21 protein-coding genes and 3 pseudogenes are annotated in these 21,811 nt (G+C 59.9%); 15 read left to right on the forward strand and 9 right to left on the reverse strand.

Going from position 1 to position 21,811, the window contains the following annotated elements:
• The first annotated feature begins 94 nt into the window (after window positions 1-94).
• Entirely contained in the window at window positions 95-319 is a 225-nt protein-coding gene (locus tag NQT62_RS05845) for a hypothetical protein (RefSeq protein ID WP_256763737.1), read from the forward strand.
• Entirely contained in the window at window positions 319-762 is a 444-nt protein-coding gene (locus NQT62_RS05850) for a DUF3135 domain-containing protein (protein ID WP_256763738.1), read from the forward strand. The genes NQT62_RS05845 and NQT62_RS05850 overlap by 1 nt, the downstream gene beginning before the upstream one ends.
• Here the strand turns inward: NQT62_RS05850 and NQT62_RS05855 are convergent.
• The gene (locus NQT62_RS05855) at window positions 734-1,447 is read right to left on the reverse strand and encodes an SIMPL domain-containing protein (protein ID WP_256763739.1); all 714 of its coding nucleotides are present in this window, start codon (window positions 1,445-1,447) and stop codon (window positions 734-736) included. The two genes, NQT62_RS05850 and NQT62_RS05855, sit on opposite strands and share 29 nt — an antisense overlap.
• A 92-nt stretch (window positions 1,448-1,539) precedes the next feature.
• On the opposite strand from NQT62_RS05855, the gene NQT62_RS05860 reads away from it, so the two are divergent.
• Both NQT62_RS05860 and purT read left to right on the forward strand, forming a co-directional pair.
• Window positions 1,540-2,616, forward strand: coding sequence for an AI-2E family transporter (locus tag NQT62_RS05860; RefSeq protein WP_256763740.1), 1,077 nt, complete (start codon window positions 1,540-1,542; stop codon window positions 2,614-2,616).
• Between the two features lie 38 nt (window positions 2,617-2,654).
• Window positions 2,655-3,908 (forward strand): formate-dependent phosphoribosylglycinamide formyltransferase, encoded by a 1,254-nt coding sequence (gene purT / locus NQT62_RS05865; RefSeq protein WP_306173573.1) that lies wholly within the window; start codon window positions 2,655-2,657, stop codon window positions 3,906-3,908.
• A 16-nt stretch (window positions 3,909-3,924) separates the two neighbouring features.
• Here the strand turns inward: purT and NQT62_RS05870 are convergent, their stop codons facing one another.
• The 3 genes from NQT62_RS05870 to NQT62_RS05880 all read right to left on the reverse strand — a co-directional run bounded on the left by NQT62_RS05870 (window position 3,925) and on the right by NQT62_RS05880 (window position 7,320).
• Window positions 3,925-5,523: an ABC-F family ATPase gene (locus tag NQT62_RS05870; protein ID WP_256763741.1), complete on the reverse strand. Its 1,599-nt coding sequence runs from the start codon at window positions 5,521-5,523 to the stop codon at window positions 3,925-3,927.
• A gap of 64 nt (window positions 5,524-5,587) precedes the next feature.
• Window positions 5,588-6,550 (reverse strand): LD-carboxypeptidase, encoded by a 963-nt coding sequence (locus NQT62_RS05875; protein WP_256763742.1) that lies wholly within the window; start codon window positions 6,548-6,550, stop codon window positions 5,588-5,590.
• Entirely contained in the window at window positions 6,547-7,320 is a 774-nt protein-coding gene (locus tag NQT62_RS05880) for a nucleoside deaminase (protein ID WP_256763744.1), read from the reverse strand. The genes NQT62_RS05875 and NQT62_RS05880 overlap by 4 nt, the downstream gene beginning before the upstream one ends.
• A gap of 316 nt (window positions 7,321-7,636) precedes the next feature.
• On the opposite strand from NQT62_RS05880, the gene sul2 reads away from it, so the two are divergent.
• Together sul2 and glmM are read left to right on the forward strand one after the other, a co-directional pair.
• The gene (sul2, locus tag NQT62_RS05885) at window positions 7,637-8,452 is read left to right on the forward strand and encodes a sulfonamide-resistant dihydropteroate synthase Sul2 (protein ID WP_001043260.1); all 816 of its coding nucleotides are present in this window, start codon (window positions 7,637-7,639) and stop codon (window positions 8,450-8,452) included.
• Between the two features lie 86 nt (window positions 8,453-8,538).
• Window positions 8,539-8,781, forward strand: a pseudogene (glmM, locus tag NQT62_RS05890) (phosphoglucosamine mutase); the annotation flags it as partial.
• 235 nt (window positions 8,782-9,016) lie between these two features.
• Here the strand turns inward: glmM and NQT62_RS05895 are convergent.
• The 4 genes from NQT62_RS05895 to NQT62_RS05910 all read right to left on the reverse strand — a co-directional run bounded on the left by NQT62_RS05895 (window position 9,017) and on the right by NQT62_RS05910 (window position 12,952).
• The gene (locus NQT62_RS05895) at window positions 9,017-10,501 is read right to left on the reverse strand and encodes an IS91-like element ISCR2 family transposase (RefSeq protein WP_256763745.1); all 1,485 of its coding nucleotides are present in this window, start codon (window positions 10,499-10,501) and stop codon (window positions 9,017-9,019) included.
• A gap of 219 nt (window positions 10,502-10,720) precedes the next feature.
• Window positions 10,721-10,945: a hypothetical protein gene (locus NQT62_RS05900; protein ID WP_000743213.1), complete on the reverse strand. Its 225-nt coding sequence runs from the start codon at window positions 10,943-10,945 to the stop codon at window positions 10,721-10,723.
• Entirely contained in the window at window positions 10,942-11,679 is a 738-nt protein-coding gene (locus NQT62_RS05905) for a recombinase family protein (RefSeq protein WP_001366550.1), read from the reverse strand. Before NQT62_RS05905 ends, NQT62_RS05900 begins: the two co-directional genes overlap by 4 nt.
• Before the next feature lie 430 nt (window positions 11,680-12,109).
• A complete protein-coding gene (locus NQT62_RS05910; RefSeq protein WP_003830784.1) occupies window positions 12,110-12,952 on the reverse strand; it encodes a helix-turn-helix transcriptional regulator in 843 nt (280 codons plus the stop codon).
• 117 nt (window positions 12,953-13,069) lie between these two features.
• Between NQT62_RS05910 and NQT62_RS05915 the strand changes: the two genes are divergently transcribed.
• The 6 genes and pseudogenes from NQT62_RS05915 (at window position 13,070) to NQT62_RS05940 (ending at window position 18,672) form a co-directional block, all read left to right on the forward strand.
• Window positions 13,070-13,603 carry a carboxymuconolactone decarboxylase family protein gene (locus tag NQT62_RS05915; RefSeq protein WP_003830783.1) on the forward strand — a complete coding sequence of 178 codons (534 nt, stop codon included), beginning with the start codon at window positions 13,070-13,072 and terminating at the stop codon, window positions 13,601-13,603.
• Window positions 13,604-13,883: 280 nt separating this feature from the next.
• Window positions 13,884-15,395: an alginate export family protein gene (locus NQT62_RS05920; protein ID WP_256763746.1), complete on the forward strand. Its 1,512-nt coding sequence runs from the start codon at window positions 13,884-13,886 to the stop codon at window positions 15,393-15,395.
• 258 nt (window positions 15,396-15,653) lie between these two features.
• On the forward strand, window positions 15,654-16,238 hold the full coding sequence (locus NQT62_RS05925) for a recombinase family protein (RefSeq protein WP_070427539.1): 585 nt from the start codon (window positions 15,654-15,656) through the stop codon (window positions 16,236-16,238).
• Window positions 16,239-16,242: 4 nt separating this feature from the next.
• Window positions 16,243-17,223, forward strand: a pseudogene (locus tag NQT62_RS05930) (DUF4158 domain-containing protein); the annotation flags it as partial.
• A gap of 242 nt (window positions 17,224-17,465) precedes the next feature.
• Window positions 17,466-17,678, forward strand: coding sequence for a hypothetical protein (locus tag NQT62_RS05935; RefSeq protein ID WP_041855125.1), 213 nt, complete (start codon window positions 17,466-17,468; stop codon window positions 17,676-17,678).
• Window positions 17,671-18,672 carry a DNA cytosine methyltransferase gene (locus tag NQT62_RS05940; protein ID WP_011347534.1) on the forward strand — a complete coding sequence of 334 codons (1,002 nt, stop codon included), beginning with the start codon at window positions 17,671-17,673 and terminating at the stop codon, window positions 18,670-18,672. Before NQT62_RS05935 ends, NQT62_RS05940 begins: the two co-directional genes overlap by 8 nt.
• 248 nt (window positions 18,673-18,920) lie before the next feature.
• Here NQT62_RS05940 and NQT62_RS05945 read toward each other — a convergent pair whose 3' ends face one another.
• A complete protein-coding gene (locus tag NQT62_RS05945; RefSeq protein WP_003830784.1) occupies window positions 18,921-19,763 on the reverse strand; it encodes a helix-turn-helix transcriptional regulator in 843 nt (280 codons plus the stop codon).
• A gap of 117 nt (window positions 19,764-19,880) precedes the next feature.
• On the opposite strand from NQT62_RS05945, the gene NQT62_RS05950 reads away from it, so the two are divergent.
• The 3 genes and pseudogenes from NQT62_RS05950 (at window position 19,881) to NQT62_RS05960 (ending at window position 21,664) form a co-directional block, all read left to right on the forward strand.
• The gene (locus NQT62_RS05950; RefSeq protein ID WP_032437899.1) at window positions 19,881-20,414 is read left to right on the forward strand and encodes a carboxymuconolactone decarboxylase family protein; all 534 of its coding nucleotides are present in this window, start codon (window positions 19,881-19,883) and stop codon (window positions 20,412-20,414) included.
• A 27-nt stretch (window positions 20,415-20,441) separates the two neighbouring features.
• Window positions 20,442-20,990, forward strand: coding sequence for a cytochrome P460 family protein (locus tag NQT62_RS05955; protein WP_003465000.1), 549 nt, complete (start codon window positions 20,442-20,444; stop codon window positions 20,988-20,990).
• 28 nt (window positions 20,991-21,018) lie between these two features.
• A pseudogene (locus NQT62_RS05960) lies at window positions 21,019-21,664 on the forward strand (uracil-DNA glycosylase family protein).
• Window positions 21,665-21,811: the final 147 nt, after the last annotated feature.

Consider the following 21,811-nt stretch of genomic DNA (forward strand, 5'->3'; position numbering starts at 1 on the left):
AAATAATTTGTTTTTGGAATGGCTGGAGGCACGGCACTAAAACCAAATGGACGCGAGCGCAGTACAAGTGAAAAAGGGACACAGTTCAACGACCATGAGTTTAGACAACAACGCAGCATCTGTAGAAAAACTGGGGTCGAAGTTTGAAACTTTGACACTGGTTGACAGACTCATCGAAGAGAACGAAGCTCTTAAACAGGAGCTTAACCTAAAAACGAAACGATTGAGGGCGCTTCAAAAAGCCGTACACGCGTTTTTGATGGGCACCGAAGACGAGGGCAAAACCACATCGCTGAGGCAACTCAGCCGGGAGTTGTGATGGCTGACTTCGATTTCAAGGAATGGGCTGATTTGTACCAGGTCGACCCCGATGCATTTAACGCCCGGAAAGAAGCCGTACTGGCCCGGTTTGTTGAACAGGCGCCCGAGGACAATCGGCCGGCATTGGAGCAAACCCTGTTTCGCATTCGGATGAGCGCACTGCGGGCCAAAAGCCCCCTTCAGTCCGCTTTGGAGGCCAATAAACTGATGTGGGAATCGTTTGGCAAACTTCGCGAAAAATTGGAAGAGTTTGAACAGTTGTCCGCGGCCACTGAATTTGACAACAGTGCCCGGCCGAATAGCCTGCGCCTTGTTGGTGTCGACAACCCGACCCATTCGCGGCCGGCAAGCCCTCGCATGTCTGCGGACCAAGCGGCACTGCAGCAACCGCCCGCAGCGCGCATCATTCCATTCAAGGCTTCAGGCAAACCCGCCCATTGATCGATACGCTGACCTGGCTGCTGCCCGGTGCGGTGGTCACCTCAACTGATTTGGACATGCTGTCGGCTGCTGCGTAGGCCCTGGCCATCAACGGCATGGGGCGTGCGCCACCCTCATCGTTCACGGAAATTTCACCCAGGCTGTAGGCTGACTTTCCGAAGCCCTTGGCCACGTGGTCGGCCTTGGATTGAAACTGCTTCATGGCCTCATCAAGCAAGCGTGCCCTGCTGGCCAGTGTTTGCATCTCACTCGGGAAGTAGTCCAGATTACTCAACACCAAGCCGTCTGCCACCTTGAGCGCGCCTTTGCTGTTCAGGGCCTGTACATTCATTTCAAAACTGAGTGTTCCCACCGCTTGCCAAGTGCTGATCATTTGTTGCTTGCCATATTGCGGATAGGTCTGGATGTTGTTGCGCAGCCTCTGAATGTCTTTGTTGGCAGACAGCGTTGCCACGCTCTGCTGCAGTGCCCTGTTGACTGCAGACATCGCCTCGTTGGCGCTGGCACCTTGCACTTGGATGGTCCAGTTCAATCGCACCATGTCGTTGATGACGTCCTCTGATGCAGAAGCATTCAAATTCACCGCTGGCTGTTTCTCACATGCGTCGGCCCAGGTGGACTGGTTGTACAGGGTTGTAAACAACACAACCGCGGGGAATAAGGCAACACGCAAACTATTTTTCATGGGCTCTCAGGTTTTGTCACAGACCGGTTGATACAATTCACTGCATATTCGGTGCTTTCACCGATTAACGCATCTTACTTGAACGTGCTGACATGGCCGAGCACCTAAAACAACCCAAAACCCTCATCAGCATTTTGTTCACGGTGCTCATCATCCTCGGTGCAACGGTGGTGCTATCGCCTTTTTTGTTAGCCATTTTGTGGGCTGGCATTATTGCTACAGCATTCTGGCCCCTTCACTGCCGCATTCGTTCAAAATTACCCGGTCGCCCAAACCTGTCTGCATTCACCACCACACTGGTGGTGGCCTTGCTGTTGGTCGGACCCATGATTGGTCTGTTCGCCTTCATGGTGACCGATATTCTGGAGTTGCTCACTTTTCTGCGCACGGCAGATCAAAAAGGTATTCCCACGCCCAAGTGGCTGGTACAGGTCCCTGTGTTTGGTGATTTATTGGCCGTAACTTGGAAAAAATACCTGTCCATTCCGCGGCAAATTTCTGGTTTGTTGAGGGACACCTTGTCTCAACCCCTCGGGTTGGTGCAGCGAACAGCCTCTGTGCTGGTTCTGGATTTCTTCGGTCGTGTCGCCACCTTGTTTTTCGCGCTTTGGGTACTGTTCTTTTTTTATCGAGATGGCTCGGCCCTGACGGTTCGCATGAACCGAATCGGCACTGAATGGCTTGGCCCGCGCTGGAAACCCTATGTCTCGCACATGCCGCCAGCACTGCGCGCGGCGGTGAACGGTTTGGTGATTGTCAGCTTCGCTGAGGCTGTTGTGTTGTCGGTGCTGTTTTATTATTGCGGCGTGTTTGCACCGGTCATTCTGGGCACGGCAACGGCATTGATAGCATTCATTCCCATGGCAGCACCTGCCTTGTTGGGCATTCTGGGCATGGTACTCATACTCAGCGGCCATGGCGCTGAAGCCATTGTGCTGATGAGCGCGGGCATGCTGATTGTGATGGTGGCTGACTACCTTGTTCGGCCCTTGCTCATCCAAGGCGGCACACACCTGCCATTTTTGGCGGTGTTGTTCGGCGTGTTTGGTGGCGTGATTACGATGGGCATCGTGGGGCTAATCATTGGTCCGGTGCTCTTGGTGCTGTTGGTGGTGTTTTTTGATGAAGCGTCACACCCGCCGCAGGAAGAGTCGCCTGCCCTGCCCTAAAATAGTGGCCATTCACCCAGTTTTACAGTGAGAAGTTCATGAGCCGTTCACCCACCTCCATCCAGTTTCCCGAAAAGATCGGTACCCCACTGGCAGCCAACGCAATCAAAGTGATGCTGCTGGGCAGTGGTGAGCTGGGCAAGGAGGTCATCATGGCCTTCCAGCGCCTGGGCGTGGAGGTGATTGCCGTGGACCGATACCCGAATGCCCCGGGGCACCACGTGGCTCATCGCTTTCATGTGATTGACATGACCAATGCGGCACAGCTCAAAGCCCTCATTGCCCAGGAAAAACCGCACATTGTGGTGCCCGAAATTGAGGCCATTGCCACCCCTGCCCTGAAGGAACTAGAAGCCGAAGGCGTGGTGCGCGTGGTGCCCACTGCGAATGCGGCCTGGCTGACCATGAACCGGGAAGGCATTCGCCGACTGGCTGCCGAGGAATTGTCGCTGGCTTGCTCACACTACGCATTTGCCGACGATTTTGAAACCCTAAAGAAGGCTGTAGAAATCGGTTTGAATGGCGCCGCGCCGGTGGGTTACCCCTGCATCATCAAACCGGTGATGTCGTCGTCGGGCAAAGGCCAATCCAAAGTGGACGGCCCCCATGAATTACAAGCGGCTTGGGACTATGCAGGCTCTGCCGGGCGGGTGAATGCAGGCCGCGTCATTGTGGAGTCGGTGATTCACTTCGATTATGAAATCACCTTGCTGACCGTGCGCAGCCGCAACCCGGTGAACAAGGCCATTGAAACCTCCTACTGTGAGCCTGTCGGGCACATTCAAGTGAGCGGTGACTATGTCGAAAGCTGGCAACCGCAGGCCATGAGCCCCAAGGCGCTGGAGGCTGCCAAAGCCATGGCCGATAAAGTAACCACAGCTTTGGGCGGCACGGGCCTGTTTGGGGTGGAAATGTTTGTCAAGGGCGATGTGGTGTGGTTCTCGGAAGTAAGCCCCCGACCTCACGACACTGGCATGGTGACCATGATCACCCAGTGGCAAAACGAATTTGAGCTGCATGCCCGCGCCATTTTGGGTTTACCCACCGACACCAGCCTAAAAAGCCCAGGTGCCAGCGCAGTCATCTACGGCGGCATGGACAAGCAAGGCATTGCCTTCGAGGGTGTTGCGGATGCCTTGGCCGAGCCCGGTACGGACCTTCGCCTGTTTGGCAAGCCAGAGTCATTCTTGAAGCGCCGCATGGGCGTGGCCCTGGCCCGCGACCCCGATGTCGAGCAAGCCCGCCTGAAAGCCAAGCGGGCTGCAGCCAAGGTAAAGCCAGTGGCCTCGTGAAGAAGATCTGAACGGTTTAGTGCAGGCCCTGGCTTTGACGGTATTCGTCAAACGTGCCCCGGTAGTCCACGATTCCGTCCTCCCGCATTTCAATAATGCGGGTGGCGATGCCTTCAATAAACTGCCGGTCATGAGACACCACAAACACGGTGCCCTCGTACTTCTCCAGCGCATATTGCAGGCTTTCAATGCTTTCCATGTCCAAGTGGTTGGTGGGTTCGTCCATCAACAGCACGTTGTGGCGGCCCAGCATCAAACGACCAAAGACCAAGCGGTTTTTCTCCCCGCCTGAACACACCTTGGCCTGTTTGGTGATGTCGTCCTGACTAAACAACAAGCGGCCCAAAATGCTGCGAATGGCTTGGTCGTCATCGCCGTCCTGGCCATAACGCTCCATCCACTCGGTCAGGTTCAGGCCAGCTTGAAATTCATCGCTCACGTCCTGCGCCATGTAACCCAGGTTGGCATTTTCGGACCACTTCACTTCACCCGCCGTGGGTTGCATCACTTGCGCCAGCAGCTTGAGCAAGGTTGTTTTACCGGTTCCGTTGCCACCCACAATGCCGACTTTATCGCCAGCTTCAATCATAAGGCTTAAGCGTTTGATCACGGCATTGTCGCCGTAGCTGTGGCTGACAGTGTCCAGCTCAACCGCCAAGCGGTGCATCTTCTTGGTCTGCTCAAACCGAATGAAGGGGTTTTGCCGAGAAGACGGTTTGAGCACCACCGTATCGGCCTTGATTTTTTCAATCTGTTTCTGGCGCGAGGTGGCCTGTCGAGCTTTCGATTTGTTGGCGGCAAAGCGGCGAACAAAGTCTTGCAGATCGGAAATACGTTCCTTGGCACGCGCATTGGCGGCTTGTGCTCGCTCACGGGCCTGTGCTGCGGCCAGCATGTAGTCGTCGTAATTGCCAGGCACAATTTGCAGCGTGCCGTAATCCAGGTCGGCCATGTGGGTGCACACCGCATTTAAAAAGTGACGGTCGTGGGAAATGATGATCATCGTGCTTTCATATTCGTTCAGCACGTCTTCCAACCAGGCAATGGTGTTGATGTCCAGGTTGTTGGTGGGTTCGTCCAGCAGCAACACGTCTGGCTTCGAAAACAGCGCTTGGGCCAACAACACCCGCAGCTTCCAGCCCGGAGCGATCTCGCTCATCAAACCCGTGTGCTGCTCAGTTGGGATGCCGGCACCCAGCAGCAATTGCCCTGCCCTGGCCTCGGCTTCATAGCCACCGTACTCGGCATAGACAGTCTCCAGGTCAGCAGCGCGCATGTAATCTTCATCTGTAGCCTCTGGGTTCGCATACAGCGCATCCCGCTCGGTCATGGCTGCCCACATTTCCTTGTGGCCCATCATCACCACATCCAGTACCCTGAAATCTTCAAATGCAAACTGGTCTTGGCTCAATTTACCCAGGCGCACATTGGGATCCACCACCACCGTGCCATGGCTAGGTTCCAGGTCGCCGCCCAGAATTTTCATCAAGGTGGATTTGCCGCAACCATTGGCACCGATCAGGCCATAGCGGTTGCCTTCGCCAAATTTGGCATTGATGTTTTCAAACAGGGGTTTGGCACCAAATTGAATGGTGATATTCGCTGCTGTGAGCATAAGTCTCTGAGAGATTGGGAATTTTCAGGAAGTGCGCATTATACACGCACCAACCTTGCAACCTTCACAAGTTCTGGGTCAAGCGGCAGGCAATGCCACGGCTGGCATCCACCGTCAACTTTCCCTCCACGCCTTGAAAGAAGCAAGCCTTGGGTGTGGTGTGCCCAAATGGAAAGTCGGTCAGTATGGGAACGCGCTTTGTGTTGTTGCTGCGGGATTCTCGATCCAGCGCTGCTTGAACGCAAGCAATCGCATCGGGCAATGCGTACCCACCATCATGAAGGGACGGTGCAGGCTCCGAACATTGACCCACCAGTACTGCTTGTTGCTGCCCCAATATGCCTGCCTGCTGCAATTGCAACAACATTCGTTCTATTCGGTAAACAGGTTCATTGACATCCTCCAGCACCAAAATGCCACCCGTGATGGCCGGTAACCATGGCGTGCCCAACACGCTGCACAACATGGCCAGGTTACCACCCCACACCGGCCCAATAACCTCCAGTTGATCACCTTGGACAAGGGGATTGACCCGCTGACATTCCCAATCAATCTCAACACGTCCGTCATGAACAGCTGTTTGGAAGTGCCGTAGCGTGGTGGGGTGAATACCCTCAGCCCCACCAAAGTCAAAGCACACCATGGGGCCATGCAACAACTGGAGTGGGATGGCACTTTGTGCCATCAAACCCAATTGCAAAGCCGTTACATCACTGTGTCCGCACAGCACATGACCGTGCGAACGCAGCTGCTCGGCCAGGGTGGCCCATGGTAACCCGGGTAACAAACGCGTTAAACCATAGCCACCGCGTGTGGCCATCAATAGTTGGGCCCCAGACGCATTGGCTGCGTCCACAATCGCTTGCAAACGTTGTTCGTCACTGCCGGCAAAGCGCTGCTCTCGCAAACAAGCCTCGGGCGACTCACTGACGTCAAAGCCAACCACCCGCAAGGCATCAAGCCCGCGCTGGTAGGCCTCGGTATCGATGATGGCTCCACTGGGAGAAAACACCCACACCTTGTTCATACATAGTCCTTCCACGATCGTACAGGCTCACCGTCCAAATAATCACACAAGCTATCGATGACCGCAGCCTGAATCCGATTGCCTTGGGCTTTTAGCGTTAGAACCAATTCACGAAGCCGTCTCGTTTGTTGCGCCAGATCTGGCTTCAAAAAATCACCGCCACTGTGCAACCCCAATTGATTCAGCAGCACCACAGTGTCTTTGTTCACATTGGGCAGGTCAGCCAGCTGTTTAAGCTGTCGCAGGGTCGTCTCGCGCCCCTGACGTTTCGCTTTAAAAAACGCGCTGAGCAAATCGGTGGATGCGGCTTCCATGCAGCCAGTTTCAAAACGGCAGCCATGCCAAGCCTCTGAATCATCGAATAAGCTCAAGGTTTGAGCCAGATTGTCATGAAAACGGGACTGCGGACTGCCCACCACCACACGACCAATGCGTGCGTGCAAAATGGCACCCAGACACATTAAACAGGGTTGCAGGGTGACGTAAAGGGTGGCCGCTGAGCCCAAGCGATAATTGGCCGAGTGCTGACACGCTTCCTGAATCGCTTGAAGTTCCGCATGGGCGCAAGGGTTGTTCAGTCGAATCGGTGCGTTGCGCCCCCTGCCCAGCACCGCGTTATCGCACACCAACACGGCCCCGATGGGTACCTCGCCTTCACTGGCGGCCAGACGCGCCTGCGCGAGGGCCTCGTGCATGAAACGCTCGTCGACTGCGTTGTGCTGATGTTGTTTCAACACAAATTTGTTCAATGGACGGGTGCCCAACACCATGGACTGACTTTACTCCCACTCTATTGTAAACAAGACATTTTTATCTTTTATATTCAATGGCTTATTTTCCTGCTAATTGGTAATACCATGAAAAATACCATGCTCAGAAAAGGCTTAACAATATTTTGAAAAATTGCCTACTGAGCGCTGCCGCACAGCTCCATAGGCCGCTTTCCTGGCTTTGCTTCCAGATGTATACTCTTCTGCTCCTGCAGCTAATGGATCACCGCAAACAGGTTACTCGCCTGGGGATTCCCTTTCGACCCGAGCATCCGTATGAGACTCATGCTCGATTATTATTATTATAGAAGCCCCCATGAATAAATCGCTCATCATTTTCGGCATCGTCAACATAACCTCGGACAGTTTCTCCGATGGAGGCCGGTATCTGGCGCCAGACGCAGCCATTGCGCAGGCGCGTAAGCTGATGGCCGAGGGGGCAGATGTGATCGACCTCGGTCCGGCATCCAGCAATCCCGACGCCGCGCCTGTTTCGTCCGACACAGAAATCGCGCGTATCGCGCCGGTGCTGGACGCGCTCAAGGCAGATGGCATTCCCGTCTCGCTCGACAGTTATCAACCCGCGACGCAAGCCTATGCCTTGTCGCGTGGTGTGGCCTATCTCAATGATATTCGCGGTTTTCCAGACGCTGCGTTCTATCCGCAATTGGCGAAATCATCTGCCAAACTCGTCGTTATGCATTCGGTGCAAGACGGGCAGGCAGATCGGCGCGAGGCACCCGCTGGCGACATCATGGATCACATTGCGGCGTTCTTTGACGCGCGCATCGCGGCGCTGACGGGTGCCGGTATCAAACGCAACCGCCTTGTCCTTGATCCCGGCATGGGGTTTTTTCTGGGGGCTGCTCCCGAAACCTCGCTCTCGGTGCTGGCGCGGTTCGATGAATTGCGGCTGCGCTTCGATTTGCCGGTGCTTCTGTCTGTTTCGCGCAAATCCTTTCTGCGCGCGCTCACAGGCCGTGGTCCGGGGGATGTCGGGGCCGCGACACTCGCTGCAGAGCTTGCCGCCGCCGCAGGTGGAGCTGACTTCATCCGCACACACGAGCCGCGCCCCTTGCGCGACGGGCTGGCGGTATTGGCGGCGCTGAAAGAAACCGCAAGAATTCGTTAACTGCACATTCGGGATATTTCTCTATATTCGCGGTTCAGCAGGCATGTCCCCTTTGAGGGCGACCCGACGACAGGATAATCGACCTTATGGTGCGCAAATATTTCGGCACAGACGGTATTCGTGGCAAAGCCAACGAAGGCGCGATGACGGCGGAAACCGCCTTGCGCGTCGGCATGGCGGCTGGCCGTGTCTTTCGTCGCGGTGACCACCGCCATCGTGTCGTGATCGGCAAGGATACGCGCCTGTCGGGCTATATGCTTGAACCCGCGCTCACAGCCGGTTTCACCTCGATGGGCATGGACGTATTCCTTTTTGGCCCGCTGCCGACAACGTATAGGAAGAATAAACGCCCTTTTCACCCAAGTCCAACAGCTTTGGACCGCAGTTGACTCTTTCGACACCCCTGCGATGCAACCCAATCCGGCTGACGGGGAGCCAGCAACGCTGAAAATTTACCCTCCTCTTTCCCACTAGCGGCTCCTTTTCCGACAACCAGCACGGCGGATCCCTGCCGCGGCGCTGTGAACGCAGCATTTTGATTGGTATCGTTGGCCTTCAGGCTCGTCAGTCAAACAGACCCAGGAGCAGCTCAGCCGGTGGCGCCCGGCTTTCGGGTAACGCCCTGGTCCCGCTGGTTTCGGCTTTGTGCTTCAGGTGATCAAGGATCTGCTTGATCACTATAGGGTCTTCAATGCAGGCGATGACTTTCATGGCGCCGCCGCAGCCGCTGCAGATCTCGATGTCGATATTGAAAACACGCTTGAGCCGTTGCGCCCATGTCATCGACGCTCGCCGTTGTGCTGGTGTTGCCGGTTCATCAGCCACCCTGACCTTGTTGCCCCTGCCCCGTTTTGCCGGCGTGACCAACGCCCGGTGCCGACTGTTGGGTGCGAACACCCCGTGGAAGCGGGTTAGGTTGACTCTGGGCTTCGGTACCAGGGCGGCCAGCCTTGCAATGAAATCCAATGGTTCGAAAATGACGTGCGTGGTGCCGTCCCGGTACGGCGTCTTGAGCTGGTAGCGCACGTTGCCGCCTCGTGTTAACGACAGCCGCTTCTCGGATACCGCCGGGCGGCTGATGTACCGGCACAGCCGTTCGAGCTTCTTGCGTTCATCGGCCCTGGCCGCCACGCCGGCGTGCAGGCTGGACCCGGCTACCTTGCCAATCCCGTCACCGAACGGATCACCACTGGTCGGCAGAGTTTGCAAAGTGAACACCTTTCGCCCCGCCTGTGAACCGACAGCGATACGGTAAGTGATCGAGTGCCCCAGCAGGGGTGTCATCGGGTCGTCATCCACCGCATCCGAGGCCAGATAGCTGTTTTCGACATCCCGTTCCAGCAGGCCTTGCCGTTCCAGATAGCGACCCACCCGGTGGGCGATGGTGTGCGTCAGCTGGGTGAGCTCTGGGCTGGTCGGCGCCTTGACCCAGCGGAAACGCGCTGAGCCGTGGGATTGCTCGACATACACACCGTCGAGAAACAGCATGTGGAAGTGAACATTCAGATTGAGCGCCGATCCAAAACGCTGGATCAGGGTGACCGCGCCCGTCTTGGCCACTTGGTGGGTATGGCCCGCTTTCTTGACCAGGTGCGTGGCAATGACGCGGTAAACGATGCCCAGCACCCACCCCATGATCTCGGGCCGGCTGGCAAACAGGAAACGCAGCTGAAACGGGAAGCTCAACACCCACTGACGCATGGGTTGTTCAGGCAGTACTTCATCAACCAGCAAGGCGGCACTTTCGGCCATCCGCCGCGCCCCACAGCTCGGGCAGAAACCGCGACGCTTACAGCTGAAAGCGACCAGGTGCTCGGCGTGGCAAGACTCGCAGCGAACCCGTAGAAAGCCATGCTCCAGCCGCCCGCATTGGAGAAATTCTTCAAATTCCCGTTGCACATAGCCCGGCAATTCCTTTCCCTGCTCTGCCATAAGCGCAGCGAATGCCGGGTAATACTCGTCAACGATCTGATAGAGAAGGGTTTGCTCGGGTCGGTGGCTCTGGTAACGACCAGTATCCCGATCCCGGCTGGCCGTCCTGGCCGCCACATGAGGCGTGTTCCGCGTCCTTGCAATACTGTGTTTACATACAGTCTATCGCTTAGCGGAAAGTTCTTTTACCCTCAGCCGAAATGCCTGCCGTTGCTAGACATTGCCAGCCAGTGCCCGTCACTCCCACTCGATTGTAAACAAGCACACAAAACCCTTTAGTGACAACAATTTGCAAGAACTATCAGGCTCAGTGCCATGAAAAATACCATGACCAGATCATGAGGTTGAACACGGCTTGCGCCGGCAGCGTTCACGCTCCTGGTCGGCGATCTCGCCCGGCTGCAATGCTAGCTCAGCATCGGTCATGCGCTCCAGCACGTCGCGTAGGCGGATGGTGCAAGGAATGGGCGGCAGCTCGAACTCATAGCCGCCGGCGATCATTTCGGCCGCAATCTCCTCGGTGATGAAAAACGGCTCGTCGTCTTGGTTCGGCTTCTTCATGCCCTTTCCTCCTGGCGCTCATCCTGGCCGACAGCGGCCAGGGCATCGGCTTCCGTCAATGCGTCCTCCACGAACGCGCCGTGCTGCTTCGCTTCGGCCTGGCTGACCTCGGCCCATATCCGTTTCACCTGGGCCGCACTGTACCCGGCCAGCTCGGCGGTCTTGTTGATGCTGTAGCCGGACTTGCGCAGCGCGACAACTTGGGCGCGGCGCTTCGGATCAGCACGGCGGCCCTTGTACCGCCCGGCCTGGCGGGCCAACTCAATGCCTTGGCGCTGGCGTTCGCGCCTGTCCTCGTAGTCGTCGCGGGCCATCTGCAAGGCCAGGCGAAAAAGCATGATCTGCACGGCTTCCAGCACGATCTTGGCGACGCCCTGGGCCTCGGCCGCCAGGTCGGATAGATCGACCACGCCAGGGACGGCCAGGCGTGCGCCTTTGGCCTGTATCGAGGCCACCAGGCGCTCGGCCTCGGGCAAAGGTAGGCGGCTGATGCGGTCGATCTTCTCGGCAATGACCACCTCGCCGGGCTGTAGGTCGCCGATCATGCGCAGCAGCTCAGGCCGGTCGGCGCGTGCGCCGGATGCCTTCTCACGGTAGATGCCGGCGACGTAGTAGCCGGCGGCCTTCGCGGCCGTAGTGATCGCCTCTTGGCGTTCCAAGTCCTGCGCGTCGGTGCTGACGCGCAGATAGACCCGCGCCACCATCGGCGCGGCTACTGGCTTCGTCCTGCGCATACTTGCGGGCTCCTTTGGGCATACTCAAATGCACCCATCTTAAACTGGCAGGCCAATTTATCACATATCGATCTAAATGTCGTTTTCAGAAGACGGCTGCACTGAACGTCAGAAGCCGACTGCACTATAGCAGCGGAGGGGTTGGATCCATCAGGCAACGACGGGCTGCTGCCGGCCAATAGCCGACAATGACGACACTGGAAATCCCCGCCTGTGAGCGTCGGCTCAGGGCGGGACAGCGTCATCCAGCTACCTGCGCCACTGACTCAGCCTTGTCCAGCCGGCCGCGCCGCACGAACAGACTGACCAGCCGTTGACGGATCGCCACCTGGAGTTCCGCCAGTTGTTCCGGCGTGATGCGAATTTCACCCGCTCGACGAGCGCAACACCGGCGCCGCCTACGCCAAGAACCGGCGAATCGAACTCAAACTCACGAACCGCTGAGCGCCGCGTCACCGCGCTGCTGCGCCAGCCAGTCGCGCGGGGCGCAGCCCATGCGCACGCGGAAGGCGCGCGCCAGAGCGTTCGGGCTGCCGTAGCCGACGCGGTCGGCCACCACCGCCACCGGCCGCCCCTGCTTGAGCAGGGTGCAACTGACGTTCATCCGCCAGTCGGCCAGATAGTCGCCCGGCGTGACGCCCACCGCGTCCTTGAACGCGGCGGCGAAGCGCGCGCGTGACATGCCCGCCTTCGCCGCCAGCGCCTCGAGCGACCACGCGGTCTGCGGCGCATCGTGCATGGCGGTTATGGCGCGCGCGAGTTTCGGGTCGGCCAGGCCCGCCAGCAGTCCGGTGGCGCCAAGCCGCCCATCCATCAGATAACGCAGCAACTGGATCAGTAGCAACTCGCACAAGCGGTCGATGGCGGCCTGCCGACCGCACTGGTCGCGCTCGGCTTCGGCAAACAGCAACTCTAGCGTCGGCCCGAGGCCGGGCAAGTCCGCCAACGGAATCAGCAGCATCGACGGCAAGGCCATGGCCAACGGATTGCCCGTCGAAGCGCCCAGGTCGACCTCCGCACACAACTGCTCAGCGGTATCGCCGGGGGCGGCGACAAAACGATGCGACGCCACGCGCGGATAAAACAGCAGGCTCGGCTCGGTAACCAGCAGATCTTCATGCACGGGCGAACGCGCCGTAATCGGGCCGCGCCGCACCAGATGGATATAGCCATGCGGCGCCGCGTAATGATGCTGCCCACAGAAGGCGCCGCTGTGAAAAACGCGCGCCGAAAGCGAGTAGTGCCGGAGCAAGCCGGCCAGTCGATCCGCCATTCCACTCTCCATATAAGACGATAGGTTACGTATTTGATACTTTACGTGCCATATCGTACCAAACAAAGGGCGATCATGCCCACGTGCTCTTGCACCTCACCCACTACGGAGATAGACATGACCCAAATCGCCCCCCTGACCATCGACACCGCTGACGCCGCTACCGCTGCCACACTCAAGGCCGTCAAAGCCAAGCTTGGCATGGTGCCGAACCTGTTCGCCACGCTGGCCCACGCGCCGGCGGCGCTCAATGGCTACCTCGGCTTGTCCGAAACGCTGGGCACCGGCCGCCTGAATGCCTCCCAGCGCGAGATCGTTGCGCTCGCTGCCGCTCAAGCCAATCGCTGCCAGTATTGCCTGAGCGCACACACCCTGATCGGCAAAGGTGCCGGACTGTCGGCAGAGGCCATCGCCGCGGCCCGCACCGGCCAGGCGGCCAACGCACTTGACGATGCAATCGCCGGCTTTGCCCGCGCGCTGGTCGAGCAACGCGGCGTGGTGTCGGCCGACGCCATGGCCAACTACCGCCGCGCGGGGCTCGACGACGGCCTGATACTGGAAGTGATCGCCAACGTCGCGCTGAACACGCTCACCAACTACACCAACCACATCGCCGACCCCACGGTGGATTTCCCCGTGGTCGCCGTCTGATCTCCATAGGCATATAAGGAGAACACGATGAAAATCGCACTCACCGGCGCTCTGCTCGCCAGCGCCCTCGTCCTGCCACTGGCCGTCACGGCCGGAGAGACGACGTGAAAGCACCGCCTCGACAAGAGGCTTTTTGTTCAATCCAACTGGTACACTCTTACACCGGAATCTTGCACAATTTTACCCCGGCATTGACAGAACTTCAAAATGATGTGAACGACCTCGCTTGTGGGGCTGCTGGACTGCGGCAGACAGGGGCGTCGTCTGGGAGAAGGCTGTGTTGAAAGGTTCCAAGACGATCGTGTGCGGCTGTCTGCTGGGAGCAGCGATCATGACCGGGTCGACTGTCGCCCTGGCGCAATCGGTGCCTCCGGCCAGCACCGAGGACGAGTCCGCAGGTGGCCCGATGGGCAGCCAGGCGCAACCCGGTGTTCGCCCCCCACGATCGCAGCCCCGCGCTGCCGTGGCGGTCCCCGGCGGGCAGACGGGAACGCCGAACCTTCCCCAGGCGATCCGCTGGACGGAGGACTGGTCGCAGCCCGTCAGCAAGGATGCGCCATTGATCGACAGGATCAAGCACATCCCGATCGGCTCGGATGACATATACCTCTCCCTCGGCGGTGAGGCGCGCGCATACTACACCGCCTGGGATCATCAGAATGCCGGGCGCACTGCGAATGACGCCAATGACCCGGTGCAGCGTCGCTTGCGACTGCTGGCCGATCTGCACATGGGGCCGCACGTCCGGGCCTTTGTGGAACTGGGCGACAATCGTGAGTACGGTTCCAGCCTGGTCACTCCGCCGAACCGGGGGCCCTTCGACGTCGAGCAGGCGTTCCTCGATGTGACGGTGCCGCTCGGCAAAGCTGGAAAGTTGACGTTGCGTCCTGGTCGGTTCGAAATGCCGCTTGGCAACGGCAAGCTTGTCACGCTGCGGGACGGTGTCAATCAGCGTGTGCTCTATCAGGGCCTGCGCGCGACCTATGCCCTTCCCGGCAAGATCTCTGTCGACACGTTCGCCGTTCGCCCCGTAAACATTAAGGACGGCGAATTCAACAATGCCCCTAACCACACACAGTCATTCCACGGCGTTTACGTCAGCGCTCCGCACGTGGTGGCTGGCTTTGGCGTCGACGGGTACTGGTTCCAGGTGAAGCGTGACACTGCATTGAACGCTCAGGGCAGGGCCTCCGAGAACCGTAGCAGCTGGGGTGCGAGGCTGTGGCAGCGCACTGCGACCTGGGATCTCGACGTGGAAGGTACCTACCAGTCCGGTCGCTTTGGAACCAAGGACATCAGCGCATGGGCGATGATGATGGATGGTGGTTATACCTTCCCCAAGGTTGCCCTTCAGCCGCGCCTGGGGCTCAGAGCCAATGTATTTAGCGGCGACGGCAACGCCGGTAATGACACGCTGGGTACCTTTGTCGCGCCTGCGCCTCGTTATCAGATGCTCAATGCCGGTGGTTTGTTCAACTACTCAAATTTGATGAACCTCAACCCAACGCTTACGCTGAAGCCGGCGCGATCGGTGACGATTGTGACCGGGGCCCAACTTTACTGGCGCCATCGCATTGCAGACGGCGCTTACGTCGGGCCTGCCGGTGCATCGTTTGCGTCCGCTTCCGCTCGGCGGATCGGTACCGCCATGGAAATCGACATATCATGGCAGGCCACCAAGCGCCTGCAATTCGGCGTGGCCAACAGCTATTTCATGCCGAGCAAGTCGCTGGAAAGCGTTGGCGGCAAATACGGGAACTACTTCGGCGCCTACACCAGCTTGAGATTCTGAGGGGTTTCCCGATCGCCATCTGTCGCCTCCGGCCGCTGACTGGCATAGACTGCGGTGGTCCATTCGTCATGTTAGAGCGGTTGGATTAGGTCCGGAGCGACCAACTGGGGCGCAATGCTGCCATGTCGGAAACCGCATGTTTCCCGACAGGGGACGACGCAAACGGATTGAAGCTCCATGATCGCGGCTGATTATGCGCGACAAACCCTGTCGCTTTGACCTACTGTGCGACAACATTGATCCAGGGGTTTGTCGTACATGCTCATCGGGTACATGCGTGTCTCATCGGTCGACGACCGCCAGTCGGTCGACCTCCAGCGCGATGCTCTGCTCGCCGCCGGCGTCGATGAACGCCATCTCTATTCCGATAAGGCATCGGGCGCCCGGGATGATCGCTCCGGCCTGAAGACGTGTCTGGAATACCTGAAGGAAGGCGACACCCTGATCGTTTGGAAGCTCGACCGCCTTGGGCGATCCTTGGCCAACCTGCTGACCATTATCACCGACCTGAAAGTCCGGGGCGTGGCTTTTCAATCGCTGACGGAGCAGATGGACACAACCACGCCCCACGGAGAATTGTTGTTTTCGCTTTTCGGCGCGCTTGCTCAATATGAACGCGCGCTTACGCGCGAGCGGGTGATGGCGGGACTGGCGGCGGCAAAGCGCCGGGGCAGACGCGGCGGTCGACCGCCGAGCATCGACGCGGAGACGATCGAGCAGATCACGGACGCACTCAATGCTGGTGCAAGCAAAGCGTCAGTGTGCCGGTCCTTCAAGGTGCCCCGATCGACCCTCATCGGCACGCTCGATCGGATTGGCTGGACGGGGCCAGCCAAGGCCTAACTAGATGCCCCGCCGTTCTGTCCTGACCGAGGCGCAACATGCCGAATTGTTCGCCTTGCCCGAAAACGAAGCCGACCTGGTGCGGTACTGGACGCTCGGTGTCGACGATCTGCGCGCCATCACGAGCCGAAGGCGTCCCCACAACCGTCTCGGTTTTGCGCTACAGCTCTGTGCCTTGCGCTATCCCGGCCGGCTGCTGAAGCCCGGCGAATTCATCCCCGATGCTCCTCTCAGGTTCGTCGGGGATCAGCTCGGCATCGCGCCGGACCTACTTGCGGACTATGCCACGCGCGGCCCCACCCGGTACGAGCAACTCGACACGCTGCGCGAGGTATTCGGTTTTCGCCAATTGAGCCGTCCGATCCAGGCTGAACTGCAGGCCTGGCTCCTGCCGATCGCCCTCACCATGACCGGCGGAATCGATCTGGCGCGGATCTTGATCGAGGAATTCCGGAGACGGCGGATAATCGTGCCCGGCATCACATCCCTGGAACGTATGGTGAGCAAGGCCCTGCTCGACGCCGAGCGGAAAGTGGGCGATTTGCTGACGGTCCATCTGACCTCGGCACAATGCGGCCTGCTGGATTCGCTGTTGCTGCAGCACGATGAAGGCCGGATCAGCACTCTTGCGTGGATTCGCCAACCGCCCGGCAGGCCTGGGCGCCGTTCCTTCGCGGCGATTCTTGAGCGGTTGTCCGCACTCCGCGCAATCGGCTTGGCCCCTGAAGTCGTGGCTCCGGTCCATCCCGAGCGGCTGCGCCGTCTCAACCAGCAGGGCGTCCGGCTTACCGCGCAACATCTTTCCGTCCTGAACCCGATCCGTCGTCGGGCTGTTCTGATCGCCACCGTCATCGAAACGCAGGTGGCCCTGACCGACGATGCCGTGGTAATGTTCGAACGACTGATCGGACAGATGTTCCGGCGCGCCGAACGCCGGGAAGAGGCGGCGTTGAAACGCGACAAGCGCACCATCATCGGTGGAGTGTCTGATGTCATGCCCAAACCTCGCTTTGGTGCACACGAGTATTGAGCATAGTCGAGATTGGTGCAGACGACTCCTGATATTGGGCTGTCAGGAGCCGTATGCACACCAGGCGTTACATCCAGTCAGATGGTGCGGTCGTCTTCTGAAAACGACAGCGGCAAGCTGTCGCACAACTTAGGACTTATGCGACGTTTACAATAAATTCCTTGGCCTTGAGCCACGATGGCGCCACAATGGCGCCCATGAAAGCCGACCGCAAAGATTCGCGCTCTAGTGCGCTGGAACGTATCAATCTGCGCCTCACTCCCGAGGTGCTGAAAGCCATTGATGCCGAATGCTCGCGCCGGGCCGGCAGCGTATCGCGCAACACTTGGATTACCGAAGCCGTGACGGAACGCCTGGGGCGTCTCGCTTCGTCATCGCACCCGCAAGGTGCAGGGGGAGCCAATGGCTAATTTTTATGAATTTTTCGCCGGTGGCGGCATGGCCCGCGCTGGCCTTGGCCCCGACTGGCAATGCCTGCTCGCCAATGACTTCGACCCAAAGAAGGCGGCCAGCTACGCCGCGAATTGGGGCACCGATCATCTGCGCGTCGGCGACGTGGCCGCACTGACTACGGCCGACCTACCGGCCGGCGCTGACCTGGCTTGGGCCTCGTTCCCTTGCCAAGACCTTTCCCTAGCCGGTGCCGGTGCTGGCCTCAAAGGCGACCGCTCCGGCACTTTCTGGCCGTTCTGGCAGCTCATCAAAGCCCTGGGGGATGAAGATCGAGCGCCGCGCCTGGTGGTGCTGGAAAACGTATGCGGCGCCCTTAGCTCGCACGATGGCAAAGACTTTGCCGCGATCAGCTCGGCCCTGTCGAACAACGGCTATCGGTTCGGTGCCGTGGTCATTAACGCCGTTCATTTCCTGCCGCAGTCGCGGCCACGGCTGTTCATCATCGGCGTGCGCAAATCCTCGCCAATTCCTCGCGCCCTGGTCGCCAGCGGCCCGGAAGGGGAATGGCATCCGTCCGCGCTGGTCGAGGCTTACGGCAAGCTCTCGAAGCGTGCGCAAAGCTCTTGGGAATGGTGGCGCCTGCCGGCGCCTCCGGCCCGCACGTCGATCTTTGCCGACCTGGTGGAAGATAAGCCGCACGGCGTCACCTGGCACACGGCCGCCGAAACAAAGAAGCTGCTCGGCATGATGAACCCGCTAAACCTGGCGAAAGTTGAAGCCGCCAAGAAAGCCGGTGGCCGCCAGGTCGGCACGATCTACAAGCGCACCCGCGCCGATGGCCCGCACGGCGAGAAGGTGCAACGCGCCGAAATCCGTTTCGATGACGTGGCCGGTTGCCTGCGCACGTGTCGTTTTCAGAAGACGGCTGCACTGAACGTCAGAAGCCGACTGCACTATAGCAGCGGAGGGGTTGGATCCATCAGGCAACGACGGGCTGCTGCCGGCCAATAGCCGACAATGACGACACTGGAAATCCCCGCCTGTGAGCGTCGGCTCAGGGCGGGACAGCGTCATCCAGCTACCTGCGCCACTGACTCAGCCTTGTCCAGCCGGCCGCGCCGCACGAACAGACTGACCAGCCGTTGACGGATCGCCACCTGGAGTTCCGCCAGTTGTTCCGGCGTGATGCGAATTTCACCCGCTCGACGAGCGCAACACCGGCGCCGCCTACGCCAAGAACCGGCGAATCGAACTCAAACTCACGAACCGCTGAGCGCCGCGTCACCGCGCTGCTGCGCCAGCCAGTCGCGCGGGGCGCAGCCCATGCGCACGCGGAAGGCGCGCGCCAGAGCGTTCGGGCTGCCGTAGCCGACGCGGTCGGCCACCACCGCCACCGGCCGCCCCTGCTTGAGCAGGGTGCAACTGACGTTCATCCGCCAGTCGGCCAGATAGTCGCCCGGCGTGACGCCCACCGCGTCCTTGAACGCGGCGGCGAAGCGCGCGCGTGACATGCCCGCCTTCGCCGCCAGCGCCTCGAGCGACCACGCGGTCTGCGGCGCATCGTGCATGGCGGTTATGGCGCGCGCGAGTTTCGGGTCGGCCAGGCCCGCCAGCAGTCCGGTGGCGCCAAGCCGCCCATCCATCAGATAACGCAGCAACTGGATCAGTAGCAACTCGCACAAGCGGTCGATGGCGGCCTGCCGACCGCACTGGTCGCGCTCGGCTTCGGCAAACAGCAACTCTAGCGTCGGCCCGAGGCCGGGCAAGTCCGCCAACGGAATCAGCAGCATCGACGGCAAGGCCATGGCCAACGGATTGCCCGTCGAAGCGCCCAGGTCGACCTCCGCACACAACTGCTCAGCGGTATCGCCGGGGGCGGCGACAAAACGATGCGACGCCACGCGCGGATAAAACAGCAGGCTCGGCTCGGTAACCAGCAGATCTTCATGCACGGGCGAACGCGCCGTAATCGGGCCGCGCCGCACCAGATGGATATAGCCATGCGGCGCCGCGTAATGATGCTGCCCACAGAAGGCGCCGCTGTGAAAAACGCGCGCCGAAAGCGAGTAGTGCCGGAGCAAGCCGGCCAGTCGATCCGCCATTCCACTCTCCATATAAGACGATAGGTTACGTATTTGATACTTTACGTGCCATATCGTACCAAACAAAGGGCGATCATGCCCACGTGCTCTTGCACCTCACCCACTACGGAGATAGACATGACCCAAATCGCCCCCCTGACCATCGACACCGCTGACGCCGCTACCGCTGCCACACTCAAGGCCGTCAAAGCCAAGCTTGGCATGGTGCCGAACCTGTTCGCCACGCTGGCCCACGCGCCGGCGGCGCTCAATGGCTACCTCGGCTTGTCCGAAACGCTGGGCACCGGCCGCCTGAATGCCTCCCAGCGCGAGATCGTTGCGCTCGCTGCCGGTCAAGCCAATCGCTGCCAGTATTGCCTGAGCGCACACACCCTGATCGGCAAAGGTGCCGGACTGTCGGCAGAGGCCATCGCCGCGGCCCGCACCGGCCAGGCGGCCAACGCACTTGACGATGCAATCGCCGGCTTTGCCCGCGCGCTGGTCGAGCAACGCGGCGTGGTGTCGGCCGACGCCATGGCCAACTACCGCCGCGCGGGGCTCGACGACGGCCTGATACTGGAAGTGATCGCCAACGTCGCGCTGAACACGCTCACCAACTACACCAACCACATCGCCGACCCCACGGTGGATTTCCCCGTGGTCGCCGTCTGATCTCCATAGGCATATAAGGAGAACACGATGAAAATCGCACTCACCGGCGCTCTGCTCGCCAGCGCCCTCGTCCTGCCACTGGCCGTCACGGCCGGCGACTTTTCGCCCTATGTGGACAGCCAGGGCGGCATCAGCCGCCCCACAGACTTCCGCACAAACTTCGTCCACCTGGGCTCATATGCGGTGTTGGACGAAAAATCCGCCTCTCGCGGCTTGCACGATGTGTACACCGAAAAGGCCTCGGCCGAGCACTACCGCAAGACCGGCAAGTTCTTGGACGGCGCCACGCTGGTGAAAGAGATCCGCAAGCTCGAAACCAGCGCCATGACCACTGGCAACCCTGTGGTCTGGGGTTCCGATGCGGCCGTGTGGTTCGTGATGGTCAAGGACGCCAAAGGCCGTTTCGCCAGCAACCCCTTGTGGGGCGACGGCTGGGGCTGGGCGCTGTTCAAGGCCGACGCCCCCGCCAAGAATGTCGCCGTCAGCTACGAAGCCGACTGCATGGGCTGCCATGTGCCGGCGGCCAAGACCGACCGCGTATTCATCCAGGGCTATCCGACACTGACCCAGCACTGACTTGCTGCCGGGTTACGCTTCGCGCAGGATGGCACCTCCGTCCTGCGCGAGCCACCCTTTCCGGAAGCGCGCCATGCCGACACTCGACGCCTTTCTGACCGACGTCCGCGCCTGCACGCGCTGCGCACCGCATCTGCCACACGGCGTGCAGCCGGTCTTCCAGTTTCACCCGAGTGCGCCCATCCTCATCGCCGGCCAAGCACCGGGGGCCCGGGTCCATGCCTCAGGCGTGCCCTTCGACGACGCCAGCGGCGCGCGTCTGCGCGCCTGGCTGGGCGTGGACCGCGACACCTTCTACGACCCTACCCGCATCGCCATTCTGCCCATGGGCTTCTGTTATCCGGGCACCGGCAAAAGCGGTGACCTGCCGCTACGCCCGGAGTGCGCCCCCCGCCTGGCGCGAAGCCTTCATGCAGCGTTTCGAGCGCCTGTCGCTGGTCATCGTGCTGGGCAGCTACGCCATGGACTACCACCTCGGTACTGGCAAGACGCCGCTCACCCGGGTGGTCGAAGCCTGGCGCGAGCACTGGCCGCAAGCGTTCGCCCTGCCTCACCCTAGCCCGCGCAACAATCGCTGGCTGGTGCGCAACCCCTGGTTCCAACAAGACGTGCTGCCCGCGCTGCAAGCACGCGTCCAGGCAGTCCTCACCGCCAACCCCAAGGAAACCCCATGACCGACGACACCGCCGCCATTACCGAGCTGCTGCACAAGTACTACGACACCCTGGCCTGGGCGAACGGAGACAGGCACCGGCTTTGGAGCGATGAACGACGGCTTCAGGTGCGGTAGCTGACGCCTGGGACCTCAATCACCGTATGAC

The sequence above is a fragment of the Limnobacter humi genome (assembly GCF_024518835.1).
Classification (GTDB): domain Bacteria; phylum Pseudomonadota; class Gammaproteobacteria; order Burkholderiales; family Burkholderiaceae_B; genus Limnobacter; species Limnobacter humi.